19 protein-coding genes are annotated in these 20,517 nt (G+C 37.9%); 11 read left to right on the forward strand and 8 right to left on the reverse strand.

What is annotated here, in order from left to right:
- The first annotated feature begins 69 nt into the window (after window positions 1–69).
- Window positions 70–1,212 (forward strand): acyltransferase family protein, encoded by a 1,143-nt coding sequence (locus tag AC0IWT_RS16015; RefSeq protein WP_471797915.1) that lies wholly within the window; start codon window positions 70–72, stop codon window positions 1,210–1,212.
- Here AC0IWT_RS16015 and AC0IWT_RS16020 read toward each other — a convergent pair whose 3' ends face one another.
- Window positions 1,213–2,757, reverse strand: coding sequence for a glycoside hydrolase family 10-like protein (locus tag AC0IWT_RS16020; protein ID WP_471797916.1), 1,545 nt, complete (start codon window positions 2,755–2,757; stop codon window positions 1,213–1,215).
- A gap of 210 nt (window positions 2,758–2,967) precedes the next feature.
- On the opposite strand from AC0IWT_RS16020, the gene AC0IWT_RS16025 reads away from it, so the two are divergent.
- The gene (locus AC0IWT_RS16025; protein ID WP_471797917.1) at window positions 2,968–3,870 is read left to right on the forward strand and encodes a hypothetical protein; all 903 of its coding nucleotides are present in this window, start codon (window positions 2,968–2,970) and stop codon (window positions 3,868–3,870) included.
- On the opposite strand, the gene AC0IWT_RS16030 is transcribed toward AC0IWT_RS16025, so the two are convergent.
- From AC0IWT_RS16030 to AC0IWT_RS16045, 4 genes are all read right to left on the reverse strand, one after another.
- Complete coding sequence (locus AC0IWT_RS16030; RefSeq protein WP_471797918.1) at window positions 3,871–7,599, reverse strand: sensor histidine kinase; 3,729 nt, start codon at window positions 7,597–7,599, stop codon at window positions 3,871–3,873. It lies immediately after the preceding gene.
- 87 nt (window positions 7,600–7,686) lie between these two features.
- Complete coding sequence (gene fabD / locus AC0IWT_RS16035; RefSeq protein WP_471797919.1) at window positions 7,687–8,568, reverse strand: ACP S-malonyltransferase; 882 nt, start codon at window positions 8,566–8,568, stop codon at window positions 7,687–7,689.
- A 65-nt stretch (window positions 8,569–8,633) separates the two neighbouring features.
- Window positions 8,634–9,269, reverse strand: a complete 636-nt coding sequence (gene folE, locus AC0IWT_RS16040) for a GTP cyclohydrolase I FolE (RefSeq protein WP_471797920.1) — start codon at window positions 9,267–9,269, stop codon at window positions 8,634–8,636.
- 6 nt (window positions 9,270–9,275) lie between these two features.
- Window positions 9,276–9,686 carry a 6-pyruvoyl trahydropterin synthase family protein gene (locus AC0IWT_RS16045; RefSeq protein ID WP_471797921.1) on the reverse strand — a complete coding sequence of 137 codons (411 nt, stop codon included), beginning with the start codon at window positions 9,684–9,686 and terminating at the stop codon, window positions 9,276–9,278.
- 100 nt (window positions 9,687–9,786) lie between these two features.
- Between AC0IWT_RS16045 and mqnB the strand changes: the two genes are divergently transcribed.
- Both mqnB and AC0IWT_RS16055 read left to right on the forward strand, forming a co-directional pair.
- Window positions 9,787–10,410 (forward strand): futalosine hydrolase, encoded by a 624-nt coding sequence (gene mqnB / locus AC0IWT_RS16050; protein ID WP_471797922.1) that lies wholly within the window; start codon window positions 9,787–9,789, stop codon window positions 10,408–10,410.
- A gap of 40 nt (window positions 10,411–10,450) precedes the next feature.
- Window positions 10,451–11,278, forward strand: a complete 828-nt coding sequence (locus AC0IWT_RS16055; RefSeq protein ID WP_471797923.1) for a menaquinone biosynthesis family protein — start codon at window positions 10,451–10,453, stop codon at window positions 11,276–11,278.
- Here AC0IWT_RS16055 and AC0IWT_RS16060 read toward each other — a convergent pair whose 3' ends face one another.
- From AC0IWT_RS16060 to AC0IWT_RS16070, 3 genes are all read right to left on the reverse strand, one after another.
- Window positions 11,279–11,974: a response regulator transcription factor gene (locus tag AC0IWT_RS16060; RefSeq protein WP_471797924.1), complete on the reverse strand. Its 696-nt coding sequence runs from the start codon at window positions 11,972–11,974 to the stop codon at window positions 11,279–11,281. It abuts the gene before it with no gap.
- A gap of 180 nt (window positions 11,975–12,154) precedes the next feature.
- Entirely contained in the window at window positions 12,155–13,972 is a 1,818-nt protein-coding gene (locus tag AC0IWT_RS16065) for a sensor histidine kinase (protein ID WP_056869302.1), read from the reverse strand.
- Between the two features lie 225 nt (window positions 13,973–14,197).
- Window positions 14,198–14,566, reverse strand: a complete 369-nt coding sequence (locus AC0IWT_RS16070; protein WP_056869301.1) for a DUF3127 domain-containing protein — start codon at window positions 14,564–14,566, stop codon at window positions 14,198–14,200.
- A gap of 72 nt (window positions 14,567–14,638) precedes the next feature.
- Between AC0IWT_RS16070 and AC0IWT_RS16075 the strand changes: the two genes are divergently transcribed.
- The 7 genes from AC0IWT_RS16075 (at window position 14,639) to AC0IWT_RS16105 (ending at window position 20,480) form a co-directional block, all read left to right on the forward strand.
- Window positions 14,639–15,835, forward strand: a complete 1,197-nt coding sequence (locus AC0IWT_RS16075; RefSeq protein WP_471798501.1) for a THUMP domain-containing class I SAM-dependent RNA methyltransferase — start codon at window positions 14,639–14,641, stop codon at window positions 15,833–15,835.
- Window positions 15,836–16,035: 200 nt separating this feature from the next.
- Window positions 16,036–16,314, forward strand: coding sequence for a helix-turn-helix domain-containing protein (locus tag AC0IWT_RS16080; protein ID WP_471797925.1), 279 nt, complete (start codon window positions 16,036–16,038; stop codon window positions 16,312–16,314).
- A 76-nt stretch (window positions 16,315–16,390) separates the two neighbouring features.
- On the forward strand, window positions 16,391–17,035 hold the full coding sequence (locus AC0IWT_RS16085; RefSeq protein ID WP_471797926.1) for an HD domain-containing protein: 645 nt from the start codon (window positions 16,391–16,393) through the stop codon (window positions 17,033–17,035).
- Between the two features lie 94 nt (window positions 17,036–17,129).
- Window positions 17,130–17,657 (forward strand): hypothetical protein, encoded by a 528-nt coding sequence (locus AC0IWT_RS16090; RefSeq protein WP_471797927.1) that lies wholly within the window; start codon window positions 17,130–17,132, stop codon window positions 17,655–17,657.
- 79 nt (window positions 17,658–17,736) lie between these two features.
- Entirely contained in the window at window positions 17,737–18,996 is a 1,260-nt protein-coding gene (locus AC0IWT_RS16095) for a putative DNA modification/repair radical SAM protein (protein WP_056869297.1), read from the forward strand.
- Between the two features lie 25 nt (window positions 18,997–19,021).
- Window positions 19,022–19,786 carry a TIGR03915 family putative DNA repair protein gene (locus tag AC0IWT_RS16100; protein WP_471797928.1) on the forward strand — a complete coding sequence of 255 codons (765 nt, stop codon included), beginning with the start codon at window positions 19,022–19,024 and terminating at the stop codon, window positions 19,784–19,786.
- Between the two features lie 34 nt (window positions 19,787–19,820).
- On the forward strand, window positions 19,821–20,480 hold the full coding sequence (locus AC0IWT_RS16105) for a hypothetical protein (RefSeq protein WP_471797929.1): 660 nt from the start codon (window positions 19,821–19,823) through the stop codon (window positions 20,478–20,480).
- The last annotated feature ends 37 nt before the right edge of the window (window positions 20,481–20,517 follow it).

The following is a 20,517-nucleotide window of genomic DNA, read 5'->3' on the forward strand; positions in this document are numbered from 1 at the left end:
ATTTTTTCAATATTTCAATTTATTAAAACAATACTCTAAATTAGTTTCAAAATCTAACCCAGCCTAAAAATGACCCAGCCAAAACAACGTTTATTATCACTCGATTTTTTAAGAGGATTAACAGTTGCCGCTATGATTTTAGTTAATAACCCAGGCAGTTGGGCACACATTTATGCACCACTTGAGCATGCCGAATGGAATGGTTGCACACCAACCGATTTGGTTTTCCCCTTTTTTCTGTGGATTGTAGGCGTTTCCATCGCTTTTGCAATGAGCAGTAGCAAAGCAGATCCTTCTTCGCATAAAAAAACAATAATTAAGGCAGTAAAAAGAGGCCTGATCCTTTATTTTTTGGGGTTCTTTTTAGCAATTTTCGGAAAACTGCTTAATGACCCTGCTCATGCGTTTCAAACCGTAAGACTGTTGGGTGTTCTTCAGCGCATCGGCATCGTGTTCATCATCAGCAGCATCATATTTTTAAAAGCATCGCAGAAAACAATTTTCAAAACATTAATTGTAATTCTTGCGGTTTATTGGGCATTGATGACATTTGTTCCTGTGCCCGGTGTTGGTTATCCCAATATGGAAAAAGAAACCAATTTAGCAGCCTGGATAGACAGAGGTATTTTAACAGAATCCCATACCTGGGCTTCATCAAAAACCTGGGACCCGGAAGGTGTTTTAAGTACTTTGCCAGCGATAGGAACCTGTTTGTTCGGTATTCTAGTTGGCATTTGGATGCGAAGAAAAGATGTAGATAACCCAACAAAAGTTGCATGGTTATTTAGTGCCGGTATAGCAGCTGTTGTTTTAGGTTTGCTTTGGGATTTGCAATTTCCAATTAACAAAGCCCTGTGGACAAGCTCTTATGTATTGTACGCCGGCGGACTGGCCTCTGTAGCTTTGGCACTTTGCTACTGGGTAATCGACGTTCAGGGATATAAAAAGTTTACCACCCCATTCGTTGTTTATGGAGTTAATGCGATAACAGTATTTTTCCTTGCCGGCCTAATGCCGCGAGTACTTAACTTAATTCAGGTAACGAAGCCCGATGGCGAAAAAACCGGTATCCTGGTACGTTTTTATGAAACCTGCTACGTACCGTTTTTTTCGCCGATAAATGCCTCTTTAGTTTGGGCGATAACTTATGTACTGGGGTTTTATGTTTTACTTTATTTCATGTACAAAAAGAATATCATCATTAAAGTTTAACTATTCTTTTGCCAAAGGAATTTCTACGCCAACTGGCCCGCTGGGTTCGCTTTCATTTTTTAACCTGTCCAATGCGGTAACTAAATAGCTGTATCGCTTTCCGCTTTCTACTGTAGTATCTATAAAAGAAAGGTAGTCTTCGAAACTAATTTTTAAGATGTTTTTGGGGTCGAGGGTGGAGATTTTTTCACCTTCCGCAAAGCGATAAATCACAAAGCCTGATGCTGTTTCGCCATCCCGGGCTTTCAAAGGCATTAACCACTTTAAATGCACGCCATCCTTCAATGCGTCTGCTGTTAACAACTGCGGTTGATTTGGCGGTGTTTCATCCAACCATGGCATTTGTGGTGGTAAAGCTGGGTATTTGTATAAATCGGTTTTTAAAGAATCTCCAAAAGCCCTTGCCACCGTACTTAACGATTTCGAAGAGAAGTAAACGCTGCCTTGAATACGGTTATTCTCCCGGAGTGCCCTAATTTGACTTGGCAGTTCGGTCGGATTACGCCAGGCCATTTCTGCTCTGGAATTTACAAGATATGCCGCATGGCCAACATAAACGTGCCGCCCGTAAGCATTATTGCTCCACCAATCTAACAACACACCAAATGGAGCAACTTTTTTACTGAAACTAAAGTATATCTGAGGGTTGATGTAATCTACCCAGCCTTCTTTAATCCATTTACGACTGTCAGCGTAAAGTTCTGCGTAATTTGAAAGGCCATTACTCGCAGATCCTTCCTGATCTTCGTATTTGTTTCGCCAGATACCGAAGGGACTTATCCCGAATTTTACATATTTTTTGTAGTGGTGCACACTGTCATCAACCATTTTTATGAGCAGATCAACATTATTTCTCCGCCAATCTTTGATATTAGAAAAGTTGTTTGGGTATTTATAGAAGGTGTTACCATCATCAATCCTCTGGCCGGCAATTGGATAAGGGTAAAAGTAATCGTCGAAGTGGATGCCATCTATGTCATAGTTTTTTACCACATCTAAAATTACCTGTGTAATGTATTCTCTAACTTCAGGTATTCCCGGGTCGAATTGTCTTTTCCCTCCATAATTAAAAAACCAATCCGGATGGGCCTTTGTTACGTGGTCTGCACTTAAGGCTGTTGACATATTCATACTGGCCCTGTAAGGATTAAACCAGGCATGCAATTCCATACCCCTAAAATGAGCTTCTTTTATGGCAAACTCCAAAGGATCGTAACCCGGCGCAGGTGCTAAGCCTTGTTTCCCTGTTAGCCACTGGCTCCACGGCTCCCTGCCTTTAGCATAAAAGGCATCTGCGGCAGGCCTAACCTGTAAAAGGATTGCATTTAAACCTTGTGATTTGTGTTTTTCAAGGATTCCAATCAATTCTTGCTTTTGCTGATCGACCGTTAATCCTGGCCTTGATGGCCAATCTATGTTGGTTACTGTGGCTACCCAAACGCCCCTAAACTCTCTTTTTGGTGCAATTTTTGATGTTGGTTGTGCATTTAATATATAAGGTAGTATAGTTAAAGATAAAAGTGCGTATAGAAAGTTTTTAAGCATTATTATGTATGTTTTTTTATTCAGGATGAGTGTGTGTTCGAAAATAAGATAGTTTTTGAACCCTGGCAATTAAACGATTTTTTTTAAAAACTCATATAATTTTATGAAAAATTTTAATTTGCGCCACATTTTACAAACCTTAGTTGTGTTACCATTTACCTATGAAGACATCAATTATATTAAACTGAAACGAAATGAGCATTATTAAGAATGGAACCACAAAACGTTAATAAAGGCGATAGAAACAAAATTTACTTTCTGATAATTGTAATTGCCGCATTAATTGGCACTAATGGTTACCTTTTTTTTAAAGATCGGCAACAAGGCGAACGCCTGGTTACGGTAAGTACTGAAAAAGATAAACTGCGCTTAGAGGTAGAGAAAATCGAAGTTGAGCTTGACAAAGTAAATGCACTTAATCTTGATTTGAATGAAAAACTTGTTGGGGAGCAGCAACTGGCCAGAGAAAAAATTGCAGAATTAAAAATTTCCCTCGAGAAAGGCAAAATTACGCAGGCAGAACTGGATAAGGCACAAACTCAGATTGATGAGCTGAAAATTTTTATTAAAAACTACAATGACCAGGTTATCCAGCTGCAGAAGGAAAATATATTTTTAAAATCAACGAAAGATAGTCTGGAAAATTCTGTTAAGCTGGCAAATGACAAAGCCAACAGCCTGGCAAACGAAAATTCTAACTTAAATGCGAAAGTTAAAACGGCCGCAGCATTAAAAGTTCAGAAAGCGGAAATTATCGCATTCAGAACAAAGTCTAGCGGAAAAAAAATTGAAGTTAGTAAGTCATCAACGACCGAAAAACTGAGTGTACGTTTCAACGTAATCCCAAATGAACTTGCCGAAAAAGGGCATCACAACGTTTTTTTAAGGGTTTTTGACCCTGCCGGAAATTTATTAGCCGACGAGAGCAACCGCTTTGAAGCAGACGGACAAGAGATGCAATATACGCACTCCGTTTACATCGACTACAATAACGACAATAGCACCTACACTATTGATTGGGCAAATCCTAAGCCTTATATTAAAGGTATTTACACCGTAATCCTTTACACTGATGGCGCTACCATGGGTAAAGCCCAGCTGGAATTGCGTTAATTAAACCAAAGGGAAGTTTAAGTAAAATGTTGTTCCTTTACCCATCACCGAAGTAAAACTGATGTTTCCTCCTGCATTTTCAATAGCCTGCTTAACAAATGCTAATCCTAAGCCTGTGCCCGAAGTTTTGGTTGTAAAATTTGGAACAAAAATCTTATCATGTAATCCCGCAGGAATGCCTTTACCATTATCTTTTATTTCGATATATGCGTTTCTGTTATCATTATAAATTAACACATTTATTTCGCACTCCAAATCACCATCGTTTGCTTCGATGGCGTTTTTAAACAGGTTATTGAAAGAGCGCAGCAACTGATCTTTATCAGCCTGAATGTAAACATTAATTGTAGCCCTATTAGTGATGTTTATATCTACAAATTCTGCGGTTCTGAAAACTTCCCTGGCCTGTTCTATCACAGAAAGTACCGCTGTCTGCTCAAGTTTGGTATCTGGCATCCTGGCAAAATTGGAGAATTCAGAAGCTATTTTTGAAAGACTATCTATCTGTTCAATAAAAGATTTACTGAACTTATTGAATTTGAGCTCAAAGTTCGGATCTTTCTCTCTCCAGGATTTCTCCAGTAACTGAACGCCTAGTTTTAATGGTGTAAGCGGGTTTTTAATCTCGTGGGCAACTTGTTTTGCCATTTCCCTCCAGGCACTTTCTCTTTCAGATCGGGCAAGTTTAATGGCACTATCTTCCAGGGCGCCAATCATATTGTTATATTCTTTAATAAGTGCCCCAATTTCGTCATGACGACGCCAAACAATTGGCTCATTCTTCTGCCCAATTTTTGTGCGGCTAAAGCTTTCTTGTAAAAAAGTAAGTGGACTAGTAATCTGATTCGCAAGGAAAACTGCCAGCACTCCAATTGCCACAAAAACCAGCGCATATAAATTTATCAGGTTACTTACAAAGAGTGCTATCTTATCTTTGTATTCATCCTCATTAGAATAATTCGGTAAACCAATATATGCGATTGTTTTATTCTGAGCGTTCCTAATCGGGGCATAAGCCGCTGCATAGGTCAAATTGCCAATTTTCTCTTCCTGATTTATAAACTCCGAGCGTTGAAGGCCTCCTAAATTCAAAAACGCTTTAGTACCCATCTTACGCCCAATTATTTTAAAATTATAGAGCTTTGGATAGGTAGTCATAATTACATCACCTTTGGTATCATAAAGCGTTAAATCCGCATTGTTTACATCAGCAAAATTATTGAAATCGGCTATGGCATTTTCATCAGTACTAATCTTACCTTCGTTAAAAACCTGCTTTTCAAAGTTCTGCTGAACTTTTCTAATTTTATCTTTTATTAAAATATCTTGCTGCCCGCGGTACTCATTATTCATGTACCAATAGGTTGTCCAACCTACAACCATCAGCGTGGCCACAACCGTTAAAACTATCGTTACCTGGATTCTCGTTTTATATAAAATTTTGTTGGCATTAATCATTAGTGAGCGGTTAATGCTAAACCACCCTACCCTGTCATCATCGAGGTTTTTAATGAGCCATACAAGACCATAGAGTAAAATGCAAAAAATAATAAAAACCAGAAAAAAGAATGAAAGAGCCGCCAGTCTTTCAACATAACCAACTTTTTCTTTGCTGATTACAACCATTTTAGAGTTGCTCGGCTTAAAGATTAGGTTGCTGTAATGCAAATTATCATCATTTGAAATCACAAAATCGTTTAATTTGCCTTTGTAAATACTGCCGTCTAATGGATAAGTATAGGTACCAGATTGGTTCAATAGCTTGTTGTTGCTGTAAAGTGCAATCGAGTAATTCTTAAACTCTTCATCCTTATTGTATTTCTGGTCGGCAAGCAAATCGGGCAGACGATTACTGTAATTGTAAGGCTTAGAGCGCAACTCTATAATTAAAGTACCAAGAAGGTTGTTATTTTTCACTACCGGAATAATCCCGAAATAATCCTGATAGCCAAAAGTGTTGTTTACCTGATAAAAAAAGTTGGAGGCTTCAGTTTTAACTGAGCCGGATTCTACCAAACGCTTATACTTTTCTATAGGCTGTGCCTCTGCATTATTTATGGCCGTCTCAAACTTATTGTAGTCGAAAATATTATAATCGTATCGGGTTAGGTATCCATCTAAATAACCTCTGATGTGGTTCTTCAAAACCGCAAAATTGGCAGTTTGATTATTTGTAAAATACTTAACCAAAAACTCATCTTCGAGCAGTTGCCTTTCCAGCTTACTTAAAGCAATTATTGCATTTGGATCTTCTGATGATTGAACTTTTCTGGCCAGGAGTTCTCTTTCGCTGCGTTCTTTAATGTCTTTGTATTTGATGTATTTTATGGATGTATTAAAGGCCAGACAGAAAAATAAAACGGAAAGCAATCCAACAGAAAAATACTTTTCTTTAACATAAGTTATCCTCCCAATAATAAAAAGAACCAATGCAAATACGATGAAAAATGCAGTGAAATCAGTTGCCAGCTTGTAAACAAAAATACCTGCAAAACCTGTTAAAAATAAGATTAAACGTTCCTTGTTGGTAACATTTAGCTGTTTGGTTACTTCGATCGAAACTACAGTTATCAGGTAAATCTGAAACCAGGCCAGGCATAAAATTACGATGCTAACCCAACTGTTTCCGCTCAGTTTTAAAATATTAATGATATCGAAATTTATCTTTGAATTATTAATAAGCCCGAAAAATAAATCATCAACAAAGAAGGCGATAAGCGAAATGTGAATTAAAAAAACAACGTGAATAATTAACCCGAAAGCCTTATTTTTCCTTATCCACTCTGGAAATTTATATTGTTCTTTATGGTTGTAAACAAACAGTAACCACCATGTTCCGGCGAAAACATTCATTAAAAAATCGCCGAGCGATGGCATAAGATCATTCGCCGCGTAAATTTTTGGATCGAATAACTCTAAAGGGAAATGATGATTAAACCATCCGAAACTGATATCTGTTAAACGCCCTGTTACAAAAAAAGCCAAAAACAAAATACTTGCCAACACCAAATGTCCGCGTCTGGCAATGAACGAGCAGAGCGAATTAAAGAACATGCAAATGCACAAAATGCCTGCTATAAAGAGCCAAACCTGTGTTTCTGAATAGTAATTATCAGTGTAGCCCGGTTTTATTTTTAATGAAAACAGAAAGGTGTTATCGTTGCTCCTTATCGAATAAACATCGGCATCATTATATTCGGATAAAGTAATTATTTTTGAGTTGGATAATTGAGGATCCATCTCATTTTTAAAATACCTGTTTTCAGGAACCGCATATTTAGATTGAATGGATATTAAAAATACCAAAACAAAATCGCCGTCAGTCTTCTTAATAACCTCGTAAAATCCGTTAGAAAAATACAGAACTGATTTACCTTCCTTTATTGTTTTCGGGTTTATATCCAGCACTTTTATGCTGCTCCAATACTTTAAATTATTGTTTTGAAACGTTTGAAGGTTAATCCCGGCGGTGCGGTATAAATCTAAAAAGTTGAGGGCATTTTTTGTATCAACATGATATCGCTTCGCTTTGGCTAACTCTTTTTTGTTGGATAAGAATCTATCAACAATATCTTCTTTGGAACGAAGGTTTTCCTGAATTTTTTTTGCTTCACGCTCGAGCAAAACTTTTTTAGTGGTAAAGCGATTTAATGAAATTGATGTTGCAATAAGACAGCATCCCAGAACAAACAACAGAAATCTTATTTTTACACCAAAGCTCAATTTCATCGATTTTGATAAAGATATTAAATATTATAAAAAAGAACGCCATAAACGGCTGGGTTTATGGCGTTGAATAATAGACGTACTTATTGCTTAACTTAAGGTTGCACTACTTGTGGCAACCTCTCTACTTACCTTTTTAACCAAGCCCTGAAGTACATTTCCTGGCCCAACCTCTACAAATTCGCTAACGCCATCTTCAAGCATATTTGTAACAGTTTGGGTCCAGCGCACTGCTCCGGTTAACTGTTTAATTAAGTTTTGTTTAATCTGATCCGGGTCGGTGTAAGGCTTGGCATCTACATTTTGATAAACCGGGCAAACTGGCACTGAGATGTTTGTAGCTTCTATTGCCGCTTGCAACTCAATTTTTGCAGGCTCCATTAATGGTGAGTGAAATGCACCACCCACATTCAATTTCAAAGCCCTTTTGGCGCCTGCTTCCGTAAGCTTTGCGCAAGCCAAATCTATTCCTTCAATACTGCCAGAAATAACCAGTTGCCCTGGGCAATTGTAATTTGCCGGAACAACGACTGCGTCGATTTCTTCGCAGATTTTTTCAACCACATCATCTGCCAAACCCAATATTGCCGCCATTGTTGATGGTTGCGCTTCACAAGCTTTTTGCATTGCATTCGCCCTGGCAATAACTAACCGCAAGCCATCTTCAAAACTTAAAGCATTTGCAGCTACTAAAGCTGAAAACTCTCCAAGAGAATGACCAGCAACCACATCAGGCTTAAAATTATCTCCTAAAACTTTCGCTAAAATAACCGAGTGCAGAAATATTGCAGGCTGTGTTACATTGGTTTGTTTTAGCTCTTCATCAGTGCCACCAAACATAATGTCGCTAATTCTAAAACCAATAATTTCATTGGCTTTTTCAAATAATGCCGCAGCTGTGGAGTTTTCATAAAGGTCTTTACCCATGCCCACAAACTGTGCTCCCTGACCAGGGAAAATATATGCTTTCATTATCTTTCTTTTAAAAAAATGAGTTTCCACTCAATATTGGTACTTGAAACTTTTTAATTGAGCAATTAATCTAAACTTGCAGTAATTAACCTCAAAAATTCTGCTCTTGTTTTATCGTTACTTAAAAATGTGCCGGTAAAAGCCGATGTAGTGGTAACTGAATTTTGCTTTTGTACTCCACGCATAGCCATGCACAAATGTTTACACTCTATAACTACCGCAACACCCATTGGGCTCAAATTATTTTGTATGCAATCTCTTATTTCGTTTGTCAGCCGCTCCTGAACCTGCAAGCGGCGGGCAAAGGCATCGACCACGCGAGGTATTTTACTTAAGCCAACAATGTGCCCGTTTGGAATGTAGGCAATATGCGCCTTGCCAAAAAACGGTAACATATGATGTTCACACATCGAATAAACCTCTATGTCTTTAACAACAACCATCTGACTGTAATCTTCCTCAAACATTGCTGACCGCAATATTTCATCAGGCTTTAAATCGTAGCCATGAGTTAAATATTGAAGCGCTTTTGCAACACGTTCAGGTGTTTTCACTAAGCCTTCACGTTCCGGGTTTTCACCTAACTGACCTAAAATATCTTTATAATGCGCAGCAACCGCGTCGATTTTCGATTCATCATATCGATCGATTTTTACATAACCGTCTATTGATTCTTCTTTCAAAATATCTTTCTTTTCCATTAAGGCTTAACCAAAATATTCAACGTAATTATTTTCAGTTTCGTAAATTTTAACGGCATGCAAAATTGCACCGGCTTCGGCAATTGGATTTACCAACTGATCCCAAACTGCAATTGCCAGATTTTCTGTAGAAGCCAGTTTGCCTTTCATAAAGTCTACATCGAGGTTTAAATTTTTATGATCTACCTTATCTACAACATAAGTGTTCATCACATCTTTTAACCATTTAAGGTCTACAAGAAAACCTGTTTCCGGGTTAACCTCGCCTTTTACGGTTACATAAAGCCAATAATTATGACCATGCCAGTTAGGATTGGCACATTTGCCGTACACTTCAGCATTTTTTTCATCATCCCAATCGGTTCGGGCCAGCTTATGCGCTGCATTAAATGATGCTTTTCTCGTTATATAAATCATTATTATAATTAAACCACAAATATACTCATAATGCTTTAAGCCTAAACACGAAAGGCTAAAGAAAGATATTTTAATGAAAAGAATGCGCTAAATTTACTTCATGAAAACATTAGTTGTAGCCGCTACAAAAGCCGAACTTACCTTTCTGTATCAGCATTTCAACTTGCAGGAAGGGGATTTTATTGAAGAAAGAAATTTCGACATTTTAATTACTGGTGTGGGTATGGTTGCAACGGCCTATGCATTAGGCAAGCATTTATCATACAAGTACAAGCTCGTTTTAAATTTAGGCATAGCTGGATGTTTCGACAGGCAAATGGAACTTGGCAGCCTGGTAAACATTACCCATGATACCTTTGCCGAACTTGGCGCAGAAGACGGAGAAAACTTTTTAACAATAACCGATTTAGGCTTCGGCGAAAACACCTTTACATCTGAAAGCAGGGTTGAAGTTAATTTACCAAAGGTTTACGGCGTTACGGTAAACCGGGTGAGCGGCAATGAAAAAAATATAAGAAACTTGCTGGAGCGCTTAAATCCGAAAACCGAGAGCATGGAAGGCGCTGCCGTTTTATTTGCCTGCCAGCAGGAAAAAATAGATTGCTTACAAATCAGAAGCATATCCAACTATGTTGAGCCACGCAACAAAGACAAGTGGAAAATTGGTTTAGCGATTAAAAATTTAAACGACTGGGCAATTGCTTTTCTATCAGATATGAATTGATTATGACGAACTAATTTATATCATCGCTTAATTTTGAACTATGAAACTTACACTCGGCTTTTCGCCTTGCCCTAATGATACTTTTATCTTTGATGCCTTAATTCACCATAAAATTGATACTGAGGGTTTGGAGTTTGAAGTTTTATTTGATGATGTTGAAACGTTAAATCAAAAGGCATTAAAGGGCGAATTAGACATTACAAAATTGAGTTTTCATGCCTTTGCATATGTTGCCGACCAATATGCATTGCTTGATGCCGGTAGCGCTCTGGGCTTTGGCGTTGGCCCTTTGCTCATCAGCAAAAAAGATTTTAGCGGCGGCCTGGATGCAAATTTGAAAGTCGGCATCCCCGGCAAATACACTACGGCAAATTTCCTTTTAGGTATTGCCTACCCTCAGCTACAGAATAAGGAGTTGATGGTCTTTTCTGAAATTGAAGCTGCTTTGCTCGAAGAACGCATAGATTTAGGATTGATTATTCACGAAAATCGTTTCACTTATCAGGATAAAGGCTTAAACAAAATTGTTGATTTAGGCGATTACTGGGAAAAGCTAACGGGTTGTGCCATACCATTAGGTGGAATTGTAATTAACAGAAAATTAGATAAGGAAATTCAGTTAAAAGTTAATCGTTTAATTCGGCAATCGGTTGAATATGCTTTTGCGCATCCAAAATCCTGTATCGAATTTATAAAACAACATGCACAGGAAATGGACGAAGCTGTGATGTACAAGCATATCGATTTGTATGTGAATAAATATAGCATTAACCTGGGCGAAGAAGGTAGAAAAGCGGTTGATACTTTGTTTAAACTTGCGCAGGAACGGAATTTAATTCCTGTGGTTCAACAAAACCTCTATATTTAATTAGCTGACCAGCAGTTTATAGCCTTTTCCGTGTACGTTTATAATTTCAACAGCAGGGTCTTCTCTTAAATATTTCCGCAGTTTGCTTAAAAACACATCCATACTTCTGCCGTTAAAGTAATTATCATCGTGCCAGATGGTTAGCAATGCTTCCTCGCGGGTTAGTACCGTATTTTTTTTAAGGCATAGCAACCGCAGCAATTCTGCCTCTTTGGTTGATAATTTCTGAACCTGATCTTCGCGTGTTATAATTTGAGTGGTATAATCGAAATTGTACTTACCAATAGAAAACTGGCTTTCTGTAGGTTCATCGTTATTTCCATTCTTACCCGCAACGCGTTTAAACATGGCGTTTATGCGAAGCAAAAGTTCTTCAATGCGAAAAGGTTTTGTAATGTAATCATCTCCGCCCAAATCATACGCTGCAGATTTATCCTCAAGCATTGTTTTAGCGGTTGCAAAAATCATCGGTACCTGGGCGTTTATCTTTCTAATGTCTTTCCCCAGACTAAAGCCATCTTTTTTTGGCATCATTACATCCAAAATGCAAAGGTCGAAATTTTGTTTGTTAAATGCCCTCAAGCCTTCTTCTCCATCGGTACATAGCACAACATCAAACTTACCCTTCAACTGTAGATAATCTTGCAATAGCAAGCCCAAATTTGGATCGTCTTCTACCAAAAGTATTTTTTTCATTTTTTTCTGTTTAGTGATCTATGCAGTATGACTACGCTAAAGGTTTGATTCTGATTTTGCATTACGGTTTAATTGCACTTAGAGGTAAATTAATTATTCCTCCCTTTAAGCTCAATTATAGCCACTGTTTCGCAACTTATTAATGGAGTAGCTTAATGTAACGGCGGCTAACCCGCCTTATTATAAAGGTAAAGATATTTCGAAGGTTGTTCCCCTATCTTTTTCGCTACTTACCTTAATTGTTCCGTTAAGTTTCCTGATAATATCCTGCACGTAATTTAAGCCCAAACCAAAACCTTTAACATCATGCAGGTTTCCGGTAGGCACTCTGTAAAACTGGTCAAATATCCGTTTAGAATGTTCTTTACTCATTCCAATTCCATTGTCGGCGATTTCGATAATTAGGTTTTTACCGGCGTTTTTTGTGGTTATTGTTATTTCGGGCACATCCTTGCTGTACTTGTTGGCATTATCAATTAAGTTGTAAAGCACATTTGAGAGATGCAGTTCATCGCCAAAAACAGTAGCATGCTCCGCATCAGTATGTACGTTTATAATGGCATTTTTCTTCTGTAACTGAAGGCTCATACTGTCCAGAACAATCACGATTAAATCGTTCATGTCTACCTCTGTATTTTCCAGTTTAAGCTCACCTTTTTCTAACCGGGCGATACTCAAAACCCGCTCAATGTGACTTCCTAACCGAACATTCTCGTCGTAAATTATTCCTGCCAGCCGTTTCAACCTCGCCTTATCCGCTGTAACTTCCGGGTCTTTCAGCGCCTCGCTCGCAATCATAATTGTAGCAACGGGCGTTTTAAATTCATGGGTCATGTTATTGATAAAATCTGTTTTCATTTCAGAGATTTTCTTCTGCTTTAAAATAGCATAAAGCGTATAACTGAAAATGAAAACCAGCACCAATAATAAACCCACTGAGGAGGCCAGCGTTGCACTTAGATTACCAAGAATAGCTGTATTCTTATTTGGAAAATTGATTTCCAGAACTCCGGGGTCGCGATACAAATCGTTACCGAAAAGTGTTGTGCGGTAGGTATTTTTAGGCAAAAATGTTTGCTGCGGATATGAAGCCTGTAAATATAGAACCGAGTCTTTCTGAGCCAGTTTGACCCTAAAATTATAATCCTGAGTAATGTTATGGTCTAAAAATGATTTTTTGAGCGTCTCCTGTAGCGAAGTAAAATTGATTCGTTTGCTTAAAGGAACATTTTTTTCGTTCATTTCTTTTGCCACATCCTCGAGTAAATTGTATCCGCGTTTATACGCCAGAGAATCTTTGCCTAAAGCCGCAATCTGCAATTCAAGTTTTCGTTTCGCCAGGTTATCTTCCCGCTTAAATTTCCGTACCAAATCGTCAGATATCTTCGGTAAATTTACGAACCACGGGAAACCACGTGCATCAAATACCTGATAACGAATGGTATCCGGCAAAGATTGGACTGTTCTGAAGTTAAAGGTTTTGGCGGCCGAAATTGGCTTCGAACGCATGCTGTAACCTTTAATTGTGTAGTTTTTAAGGTCTACAAATGCATCCATCTGCAAATCTAATTTTGCAGAACCTCCCGGAGATAAAGACACAAACTCATTCTCGGTAATTACCTTCGGAGCCAGATAGGAGGCCCGGATAATGCTATCCTGCTGATTCAGGTATTTTTCTATTTCGCTTTCTCGTTCAGCTTGCCTTAAATCTGCTGCCTCGGCGAATTGCTGGCGCAAATCTTTAATATCAAGTTGCCGCTGCCTCAAATCCTGGCTGCGCTTTATTCTATTCTCAATGTCTTTTCTATTGATTCGATCGGCAGCGCTTCTCCTTTGTATTTTGTTTACTACGGCTGTTAAAGTTTGGTTTACCTGCTCATCAAACAGCTGCGATTTTAGGTTATACGCCTCCCTGATGTAATACAACTGCATTACAAAAACCCCAAGTAAAGCTACCGTCATTAAACCTGTAATTAACCAAAAACTTCTTTTTCTCATTAACCTTTTGCCTGCATAAAGTGGCGATTAACATTACAATCACCCTCAAAAACCAATAGAACGTAAAATTACTTAATAACGGCTTGATGTGTATGCTTTTAACATAATTTAACACGAGAAAACTCTAATCATGACTGCGTTTTACAAAAAATCAGGGGCACAAAAAAATGCCGGAAAATTTCCCGGCATTAGTTCAAAATTGTTTGCTTAAAAAAGAATCTTTATTTAGAAAGGCAAGTCATCATCTTCGCCTGGTGCATTGCTTACATCAGCAGGGGCTGCGTAAGCCGGAGTTGATGCCGCAGGTGCGCCAGCTGCAATTGCATTAATTCTCCAAATAACCAAACTATTAAAATATGATGTTTTTCCCGTTTTATCTGTCCAAGGGCGGCCACGTAAATTAAAAAATACTTCAACCTCATCGCCTGCTTTAAAACTATCTAATAATGCAGCTTTATCTTGCAAAGCCTCGAAACGAATATATTCCGGGTATGTTGGGTTTTCTGCGTATTCTACTATTAAATCGCGTTTTTTAAACGTTTCACTTACTTGTTGTGTGGCACCTACTTCGTGTACTTTTCCTTTAATTTCCATATCTAATACTACTTAAATGTACTATAAAGATCAAATCTCTATAATTTTATTGATAACTTCGCATACAATATGATGCAAGTTTTCCACAATAAAAGCAAGGTAATTATTACCTGCAACAAGCGCCTTTCGCCCTACTTACAAGAAGAAGTTATCGCCCTAGGCTATACCATAGAAAGAGCTTTTGCAACCGGTGTAGAGTTAAGCATAACCCTAACTGAGTGCATTAAGCTTAATTTAAACCTGCGTTGTGCAAGTCAGATTTTATATTCAATAAAAAGCTTTAAGGCTATTACGCCAGATGATCTTTACCAGGAAATATCTGCCATAGAATGGGAAGAACTCATCGATTTTACAGGTTATTTCTCTGTAACATCGAACGTGGATAATCCAAACATTACCACTCCGCTTTTTGCTAATCTTAAAGTAAAAGACGCAATTGTAGACAGGCTAAAAGAAAAGAAAGGTATTCGTCCGAATTCGGGTTCTGATGCCAATAGAACCGTTGTTCATTTGTATTGGAAAGATGCAGAAGCGGATGTTTTTATGGACACTTCGGGAGAAACGCTGGCAAAACATGGTTATCGAAAAATACCGGGCAAAGCACCAATGCTGGAAGCACTTGCATCGGGCGTTATTTTTGCTACCCAATGGGATAAAAAATCGCCATTTGTAAACCCAATGTGCGGGTCGGGCACCTTGGCAATAGAAGCTGCGCTGATTGCGACGAACCGTGCCCCGGGATTGTATAGAATGAATTATGGCTTTATGCACATTATGGGGTACAACGAGGAGGTTTTCTTTGCTGAACGCAGAATTTTAAAAGATCAGGTATTAAAGAATGTAGACCTTAAAATTATTGCCTCCGATATTTCCGAAGATGCTGTTGAAGTTACCCGCAGAAACGCTAAAACCGCTGGCGTAGATACGTTAATTGATTTTCAGGTTTGTGATTTCGAAGCAACTCCTGTACCTGAAGATGGAAAAGGCGTTGTGGTTTTTAACCCGGAATATGGCGAACGACTCGGCGTTCACAGTAAGCTCGAATTAACCTATAAACGCATGGGCGATTTCATGAAAAAAGAATGCAAAGGTTACACAGGCTATATTTTTACGGGAAATCCTGATTTGGCGAAGAAAATCGGCTTGCGGGCCTCTAAAAAAGTCGAATTTTATAATGGTAAATTAGATTGCCGTTTGCTCGAATATGAGCTTTATGATGGCAGTAGAAGAGAACCATTAGATCCGCTTGATACAGCAGTAAGCAGTTAGTATCCTGTCTCTTAATGTTTCCTAAAGGTTATGCAACTGTCTTTATACAGTTTAGATGTGCATGCCCTGAATTTTTCAGATTCAAGCTTATGATTTAGGTGTTAAAAAGCGCTTTTATGTTAAAAATCAAACATTTCGAGATCCTCTTCGGAACAATTTTCGTTTATATTGGTATTAGATATTAAAAAACATCCTTACCTATGGAAGATCTATTGGCTTTAAAGACGAAGAATGTAGCCGGGAACATTAGAAAAATTAGAGAATATAGAGATTACACTCAAGATTATCTGGCTGCAAAACTAAAAATATCGCAGAATGCTTACAGCAAAATTGAACTTGGCTACAGCAAACTTACAATCGAACGTCTATTTCAGATTGCTTCAATTTTAAATGTTGAAGTAACAAATCTTCTTACGCTCGATCATAAAGAATTAATAAAAAACATTTCCCTTGAGGAAGAGACAGTTTCTGTAAAATAGAAGTTTCCATCCTCAAAAATCGAAAACTAATTTTCATCCTGCATTAATTAAGATAACTTTAAAAAAATTTTATCGTATGCAGGATGTAATAAGTTCCACAATTGATTTCGTAAAAAAAACGCTTGAAAATGCAGAGGCTGGTCACGACTGGTTCCACATTGAACGAGTTTATAAAACAGCTTTAACAATTAACGAAACCGAAAACGGCCATCCGTTAGTTGTTGCTTTTGCGGCTTTATTGCATGACATTGCAGACCCAAAATTTAATAATGGCGATGAAGAGCTTGGACCAAACATTGCCGAAAAGTTTTTAAGTTCTATTTCGGTTGATGCAGAAACGATAACTCATGTGAAGCTGATTATAAAAAACATGTCGTTCAAAAATAGTTTCGACGAAAGTGGTTTTTCATCGAAGGAGATGCAAATTGTACAGGATGCCGACAGGCTCGACGCTATAGGAGCAATTGGAATTGCCCGTGCTTTCACCTATGGTGGTTTCAAAAATAGAGTGCTTTATGACCCGGAAATAAAGCCTGAACAGCATCAAAGTAAAGACAGTTATAAAAACACAACTGCGCCAACCATTAATCATTTTTATGAGAAATTGCTATTGCTAAAAGATATGATGAACACGGAAGCAGGCAAAAAAATAGCTTTGGAACGTCATAATTTCATGCTATCATACCTTGAGCAGTTTTACAAGGAATGGGATGGTAATTAAGTACTTAGAAGGGTAAAATTACCTTTTAAAAATACCCAAAAGGAGGTATTTGAAAAGCTTTCCATTGGCGCTACATTTAATAAACTTTAACGCCATGCAAAGCTCTCAATTAAACTATCACAAAAATACCACCCTGCTGGTTTTTATGCTCGCAGTTCCAGCAGCTATAGCAGCAATAACCTTATTGGTTTTATTAAACCTTTCGACGCAACTTTCAGAATATGTTTTTATATCAATAACGGCCACTTCATTATTGCTGATGACGATAGTTTTACGCTGGCTAATCAATCAAAAGATTATTATCTCTGCGAACATAAGTCTGAGTCATGAAGGCTTGTTCTTTAAACTGAATAAACCGACATTTATTTACCAGACAAAAGATTTTTTCGCCACCTGGAAGAACGTTAAAAATGTTAGTGAGATTTTCTGTTCAAAAACCGGCATGTATTTTTATCGAATCAATTTTATCGACCCATATTTTACAGCGAACTTTAGTGCAATTAAAAATGAGCGGGACGAAGCCGAAAAGTTTTTTAGCGAACTTACTTATTACCATGAAACTTATTCAAAGGTAGCGAAGAAGAGCAGGCAGGGAACGCCAGATGGCTTGAGCCGGGCTTAACCAATTACTCTAAAAAGGAATGTTTTTTTACTAATTTTATTAGCTTTTTAAAGCTATTTTTGTTAGTAAAATTAAGCCTATGTCTTTTGACCGAATTCGCGAAAAACTGAATATTCTTGCTGACGCTGCCAAGTATGATGTTTCTTGTTCATCGAGCGGTGGTACGAGAAAAAACGACAATAAAGGTCTCGGCGACAGCCACAGTTCAGGAATATGCCATACCTATACCGAAGATGGCCGCTGCGTGTCCTTATTAAAAATTCTTTTAACGAATCACTGCATATATGATTGTCTTTTCTGCGTTTCGAGGAAAAGCAACGATGTAAAACGTGCCGCATTTACGGTAGATGAGGTGGTTGAACTAACGATGAACTTTTATCGTAGAAATTACATAGAAGGTTTGTTTTTAAGTTCGGGTATCTTTAAGAATGCCGATTTCACAATGGAACGCTTGCTGCTGGTATGTAAAAAGCTTCGGTTGGAACAAAAGTATAATGGCTATATTCATCTTAAAACAATTCCGGGAGCCAGTGATGAGCTGATAAAAGAGGCTGGTTTGTATGCAGACCGCATGAGTATAAATCTGGAAATGCCAACTGAAGCAGGGTTGAAACTTTTGGCGCCCGAAAAAAGCCATCAGGATGTGATAAAACCACTGGCATTTGTTCAGCAAAATATTACCCAGTTTGCTGCCGATAAAAAATTGATCAAGCATGTGCCTAAGTTTGTTCCTGCGGGGCAAAGCACGCAAATGGTTATTGGTGCTACGCCTGAAAGCGACAAAGACATCATGTACACCGCAAACGCCTTTTACAAAAATTTTTCTTTAAAACGCGTTTACTATTCGGGATATGTGCCCATAAGTAACGATTCCAGAATGCCGGTATTGGGAACGCAACCACCTTTGCTTCGCGAAAACCGACTTTATCAAACAGATTGGTTAATGCGGTTTTATGGTTTTAAGGTTCAGGAAATATTAAATGATGCCAATCCCAATCTGGATGTGGATATCGACCCCAAATTGAGTTGGGCCATTAGGAACATGCAACATTTTCCAGTCGACATAAATAAAGCAGACTACAAAATGATTCTTCGCATTCCCGGGATTGGGGTTATGTCTGCACAAAAAATTGTTCAGGCCAGAAAATTCGGAAAATTACGGATAGACCAGCTTAAAAAAATTGGTGTGGCATATAATCGTGCTAAACATTTTATAACCTGTGCTGATAGTCCGTACCAGTTAAGAGATTACCAAGGCACTCAGATTAAAGCTTTTATCCTTGCCGAAAGCCAGAGTAAATATTTGAAGACCGACAGCAATCAATTGATTCTATTTTAACCCGCCTGGAATAACAAAGCATTTAATGACCTACATTTTCGACGGCTCCTTACCTGGGTTACTTACAGCGGTTTTCGAGTGGTTCGAACGCAAACCCGGTACGGTTTCACTTAAATCGATTGAAACATTTCAACCAGAAGCATTTTCAGAAAGTTTCACTGTTGTTACCAATTCGGATAAGGCCGATCGCGTTTGGAAAGGTTTGCAAGGCAAGCTGAAGAAAGATTGGTTACGAAAGTTTTACTGTACCTACTTATCAGAAATTCCCGAGGCTTTTGATCATCTTTTTCAGTTTACCATCTACGTTTTTCAAAGCGAAAAGGGCGCTGAAAATAATTACGGCAATGCGCATGTAATTGCGTTAGCAAAATATGCCAAGAGTGTTGAGCGGGAAAAGCATCGGATGGAAGCCTTTATTCGTTTTCAGCACACCGCAGATGGAATTTTTTACACCGGAGTGGACCCAGATTTTAATGTGTTACCTTTAATCTCCAATCATTTTAAAAACCGTTATGCCGACCAGCAATGGATTATTTATGACTTGAAGCGAAAATATGGTTTACATTACAACCTGTCTACGGTTGAAGAAATTACGATAGATTTCGCTGTTGGCGTTAATAATAAAAATCCCGAAGCAATTTTATTGAATGAAAAGGAAGAACTTTACTCCGTTTTATGGAAAGACTACTTCAAAAGCGCAAATATCGTTGCCCGTAAAAATACAAAGCTTCACATAAGGCATGTTCCTAAAAGGTACTGGAAATATTTAACTGAAAAGCAATTGAGTTAAAAAACTTTTTTAAATTTATTAAAAAAGAAACGCGATGAAACTCAGAGTTATTTTCACTTTTTTAATATTGCTATCGGCACATATATCTTTCAGTCAGATAAGTGGCACCTACATCTATTCTGCAGGTATGGATGCAGGTACCAGAACTTTGACTTTTAATGGATCTAATTTTACAGATAAATCTACCGGACACCTGAACGAAATATTTGGCGAAGGCTCGTTTAAGCTGGAAGACAACTTCTTAACGCTCAACTATTTCAAACTTAACGATAAAGATTCTTCAATTTACAAAATTGAATCGGGGAAAGCACTTTATGGATATTCAAGCATTTTCGCCAAGGTATTTGCTGGTAAACTCCCACTGAATGGCGCCTCGGTTGTGTTGAGCGATAATACATTTGAACGATTGTTTTCCGTATCAACACTTGCTGACGGATCTGCATCTTTTACTGTTTTTAAAAATGAAAAAATAAAATACTTGACGATAGATTATCTCGGATATAAAAGGATTATTATACCATTTGATAATCTAAAAGGCAGAAACAATGATATTTTTGCAGAGTTTAAAGAGGATAACGCAGCTATTGAGCCACCACATGCCGCCGTTTATCGTGTAAAAGAGAAAAATGATAACTTTTTAAAGCTTGTTGGTTACCGGGATACTGAATTAGTCTTCAAGAAAACTGGAAAGTAGCAACTGAGCTTAACAATCATTTAATATAAAACTGGTA

Source organism: Pedobacter sp. AC464 (assembly GCF_979253075.1).

What these genes read in the sequence shown, in the direction of transcription:
- AC0IWT_RS16095 (WP_056869297.1), top strand. Translation starts at nt 17,737, where the DNA reads ATGTCTTTTGACCGAATTCGCGAAAAACTGAATATTCTTGCTGACGCT.
- AC0IWT_RS16090 (WP_471797927.1), top strand. Translation starts at nt 17,130, where the DNA reads ATGCAAAGCTCTCAATTAAACTATCACAAAAATACCACCCTGCTGGTT.
- AC0IWT_RS16025 (WP_471797917.1), top strand. Translation starts at nt 2,968, where the DNA reads ATGGAACCACAAAACGTTAATAAAGGCGATAGAAACAAAATTTACTTT.
- AC0IWT_RS16015 (WP_471797915.1), top strand. Translation starts at nt 70, where the DNA reads ATGACCCAGCCAAAACAACGTTTATTATCACTCGATTTTTTAAGAGGA.
- AC0IWT_RS16100 (WP_471797928.1), top strand. Translation starts at nt 19,022, where the DNA reads ATGACCTACATTTTCGACGGCTCCTTACCTGGGTTACTTACAGCGGTT.
- AC0IWT_RS16080 (WP_471797925.1), top strand. Translation starts at nt 16,036, where the DNA reads ATGGAAGATCTATTGGCTTTAAAGACGAAGAATGTAGCCGGGAACATT.
- AC0IWT_RS16045 (WP_471797921.1), bottom strand. Translation starts at nt 9,686, where the DNA reads ATGATTTATATAACGAGAAAAGCATCATTTAATGCAGCGCATAAGCTG.
- fabD (WP_471797919.1), bottom strand. Translation starts at nt 8,568, where the DNA reads ATGAAAGCATATATTTTCCCTGGTCAGGGAGCACAGTTTGTGGGCATG.
- mqnB (WP_471797922.1), top strand. Translation starts at nt 9,787, where the DNA reads ATGAAAACATTAGTTGTAGCCGCTACAAAAGCCGAACTTACCTTTCTG.
- AC0IWT_RS16105 (WP_471797929.1), top strand. Translation starts at nt 19,821, where the DNA reads ATGAAACTCAGAGTTATTTTCACTTTTTTAATATTGCTATCGGCACAT.
- AC0IWT_RS16075 (WP_471798501.1), top strand. Translation starts at nt 14,639, where the DNA reads ATGCAAGTTTTCCACAATAAAAGCAAGGTAATTATTACCTGCAACAAG.
- AC0IWT_RS16085 (WP_471797926.1), top strand. Translation starts at nt 16,391, where the DNA reads ATGCAGGATGTAATAAGTTCCACAATTGATTTCGTAAAAAAAACGCTT.
- AC0IWT_RS16060 (WP_471797924.1), bottom strand. Translation starts at nt 11,974, where the DNA reads ATGAAAAAAATACTTTTGGTAGAAGACGATCCAAATTTGGGCTTGCTA.
- AC0IWT_RS16020 (WP_471797916.1), bottom strand. Translation starts at nt 2,757, where the DNA reads ATGCTTAAAAACTTTCTATACGCACTTTTATCTTTAACTATACTACCT.
- folE (WP_471797920.1), bottom strand. Translation starts at nt 9,269, where the DNA reads ATGGAAAAGAAAGATATTTTGAAAGAAGAATCAATAGACGGTTATGTA.
- AC0IWT_RS16030 (WP_471797918.1), bottom strand. Translation starts at nt 7,599, where the DNA reads ATGAAATTGAGCTTTGGTGTAAAAATAAGATTTCTGTTGTTTGTTCTG.
- AC0IWT_RS16055 (WP_471797923.1), top strand. Translation starts at nt 10,451, where the DNA reads ATGAAACTTACACTCGGCTTTTCGCCTTGCCCTAATGATACTTTTATC.
- AC0IWT_RS16070 (WP_056869301.1), bottom strand. Translation starts at nt 14,566, where the DNA reads ATGGAAATTAAAGGAAAAGTACACGAAGTAGGTGCCACACAACAAGTA.
- AC0IWT_RS16065 (WP_056869302.1), bottom strand. Translation starts at nt 13,972, where the DNA reads ATGAGAAAAAGAAGTTTTTGGTTAATTACAGGTTTAATGACGGTAGCT.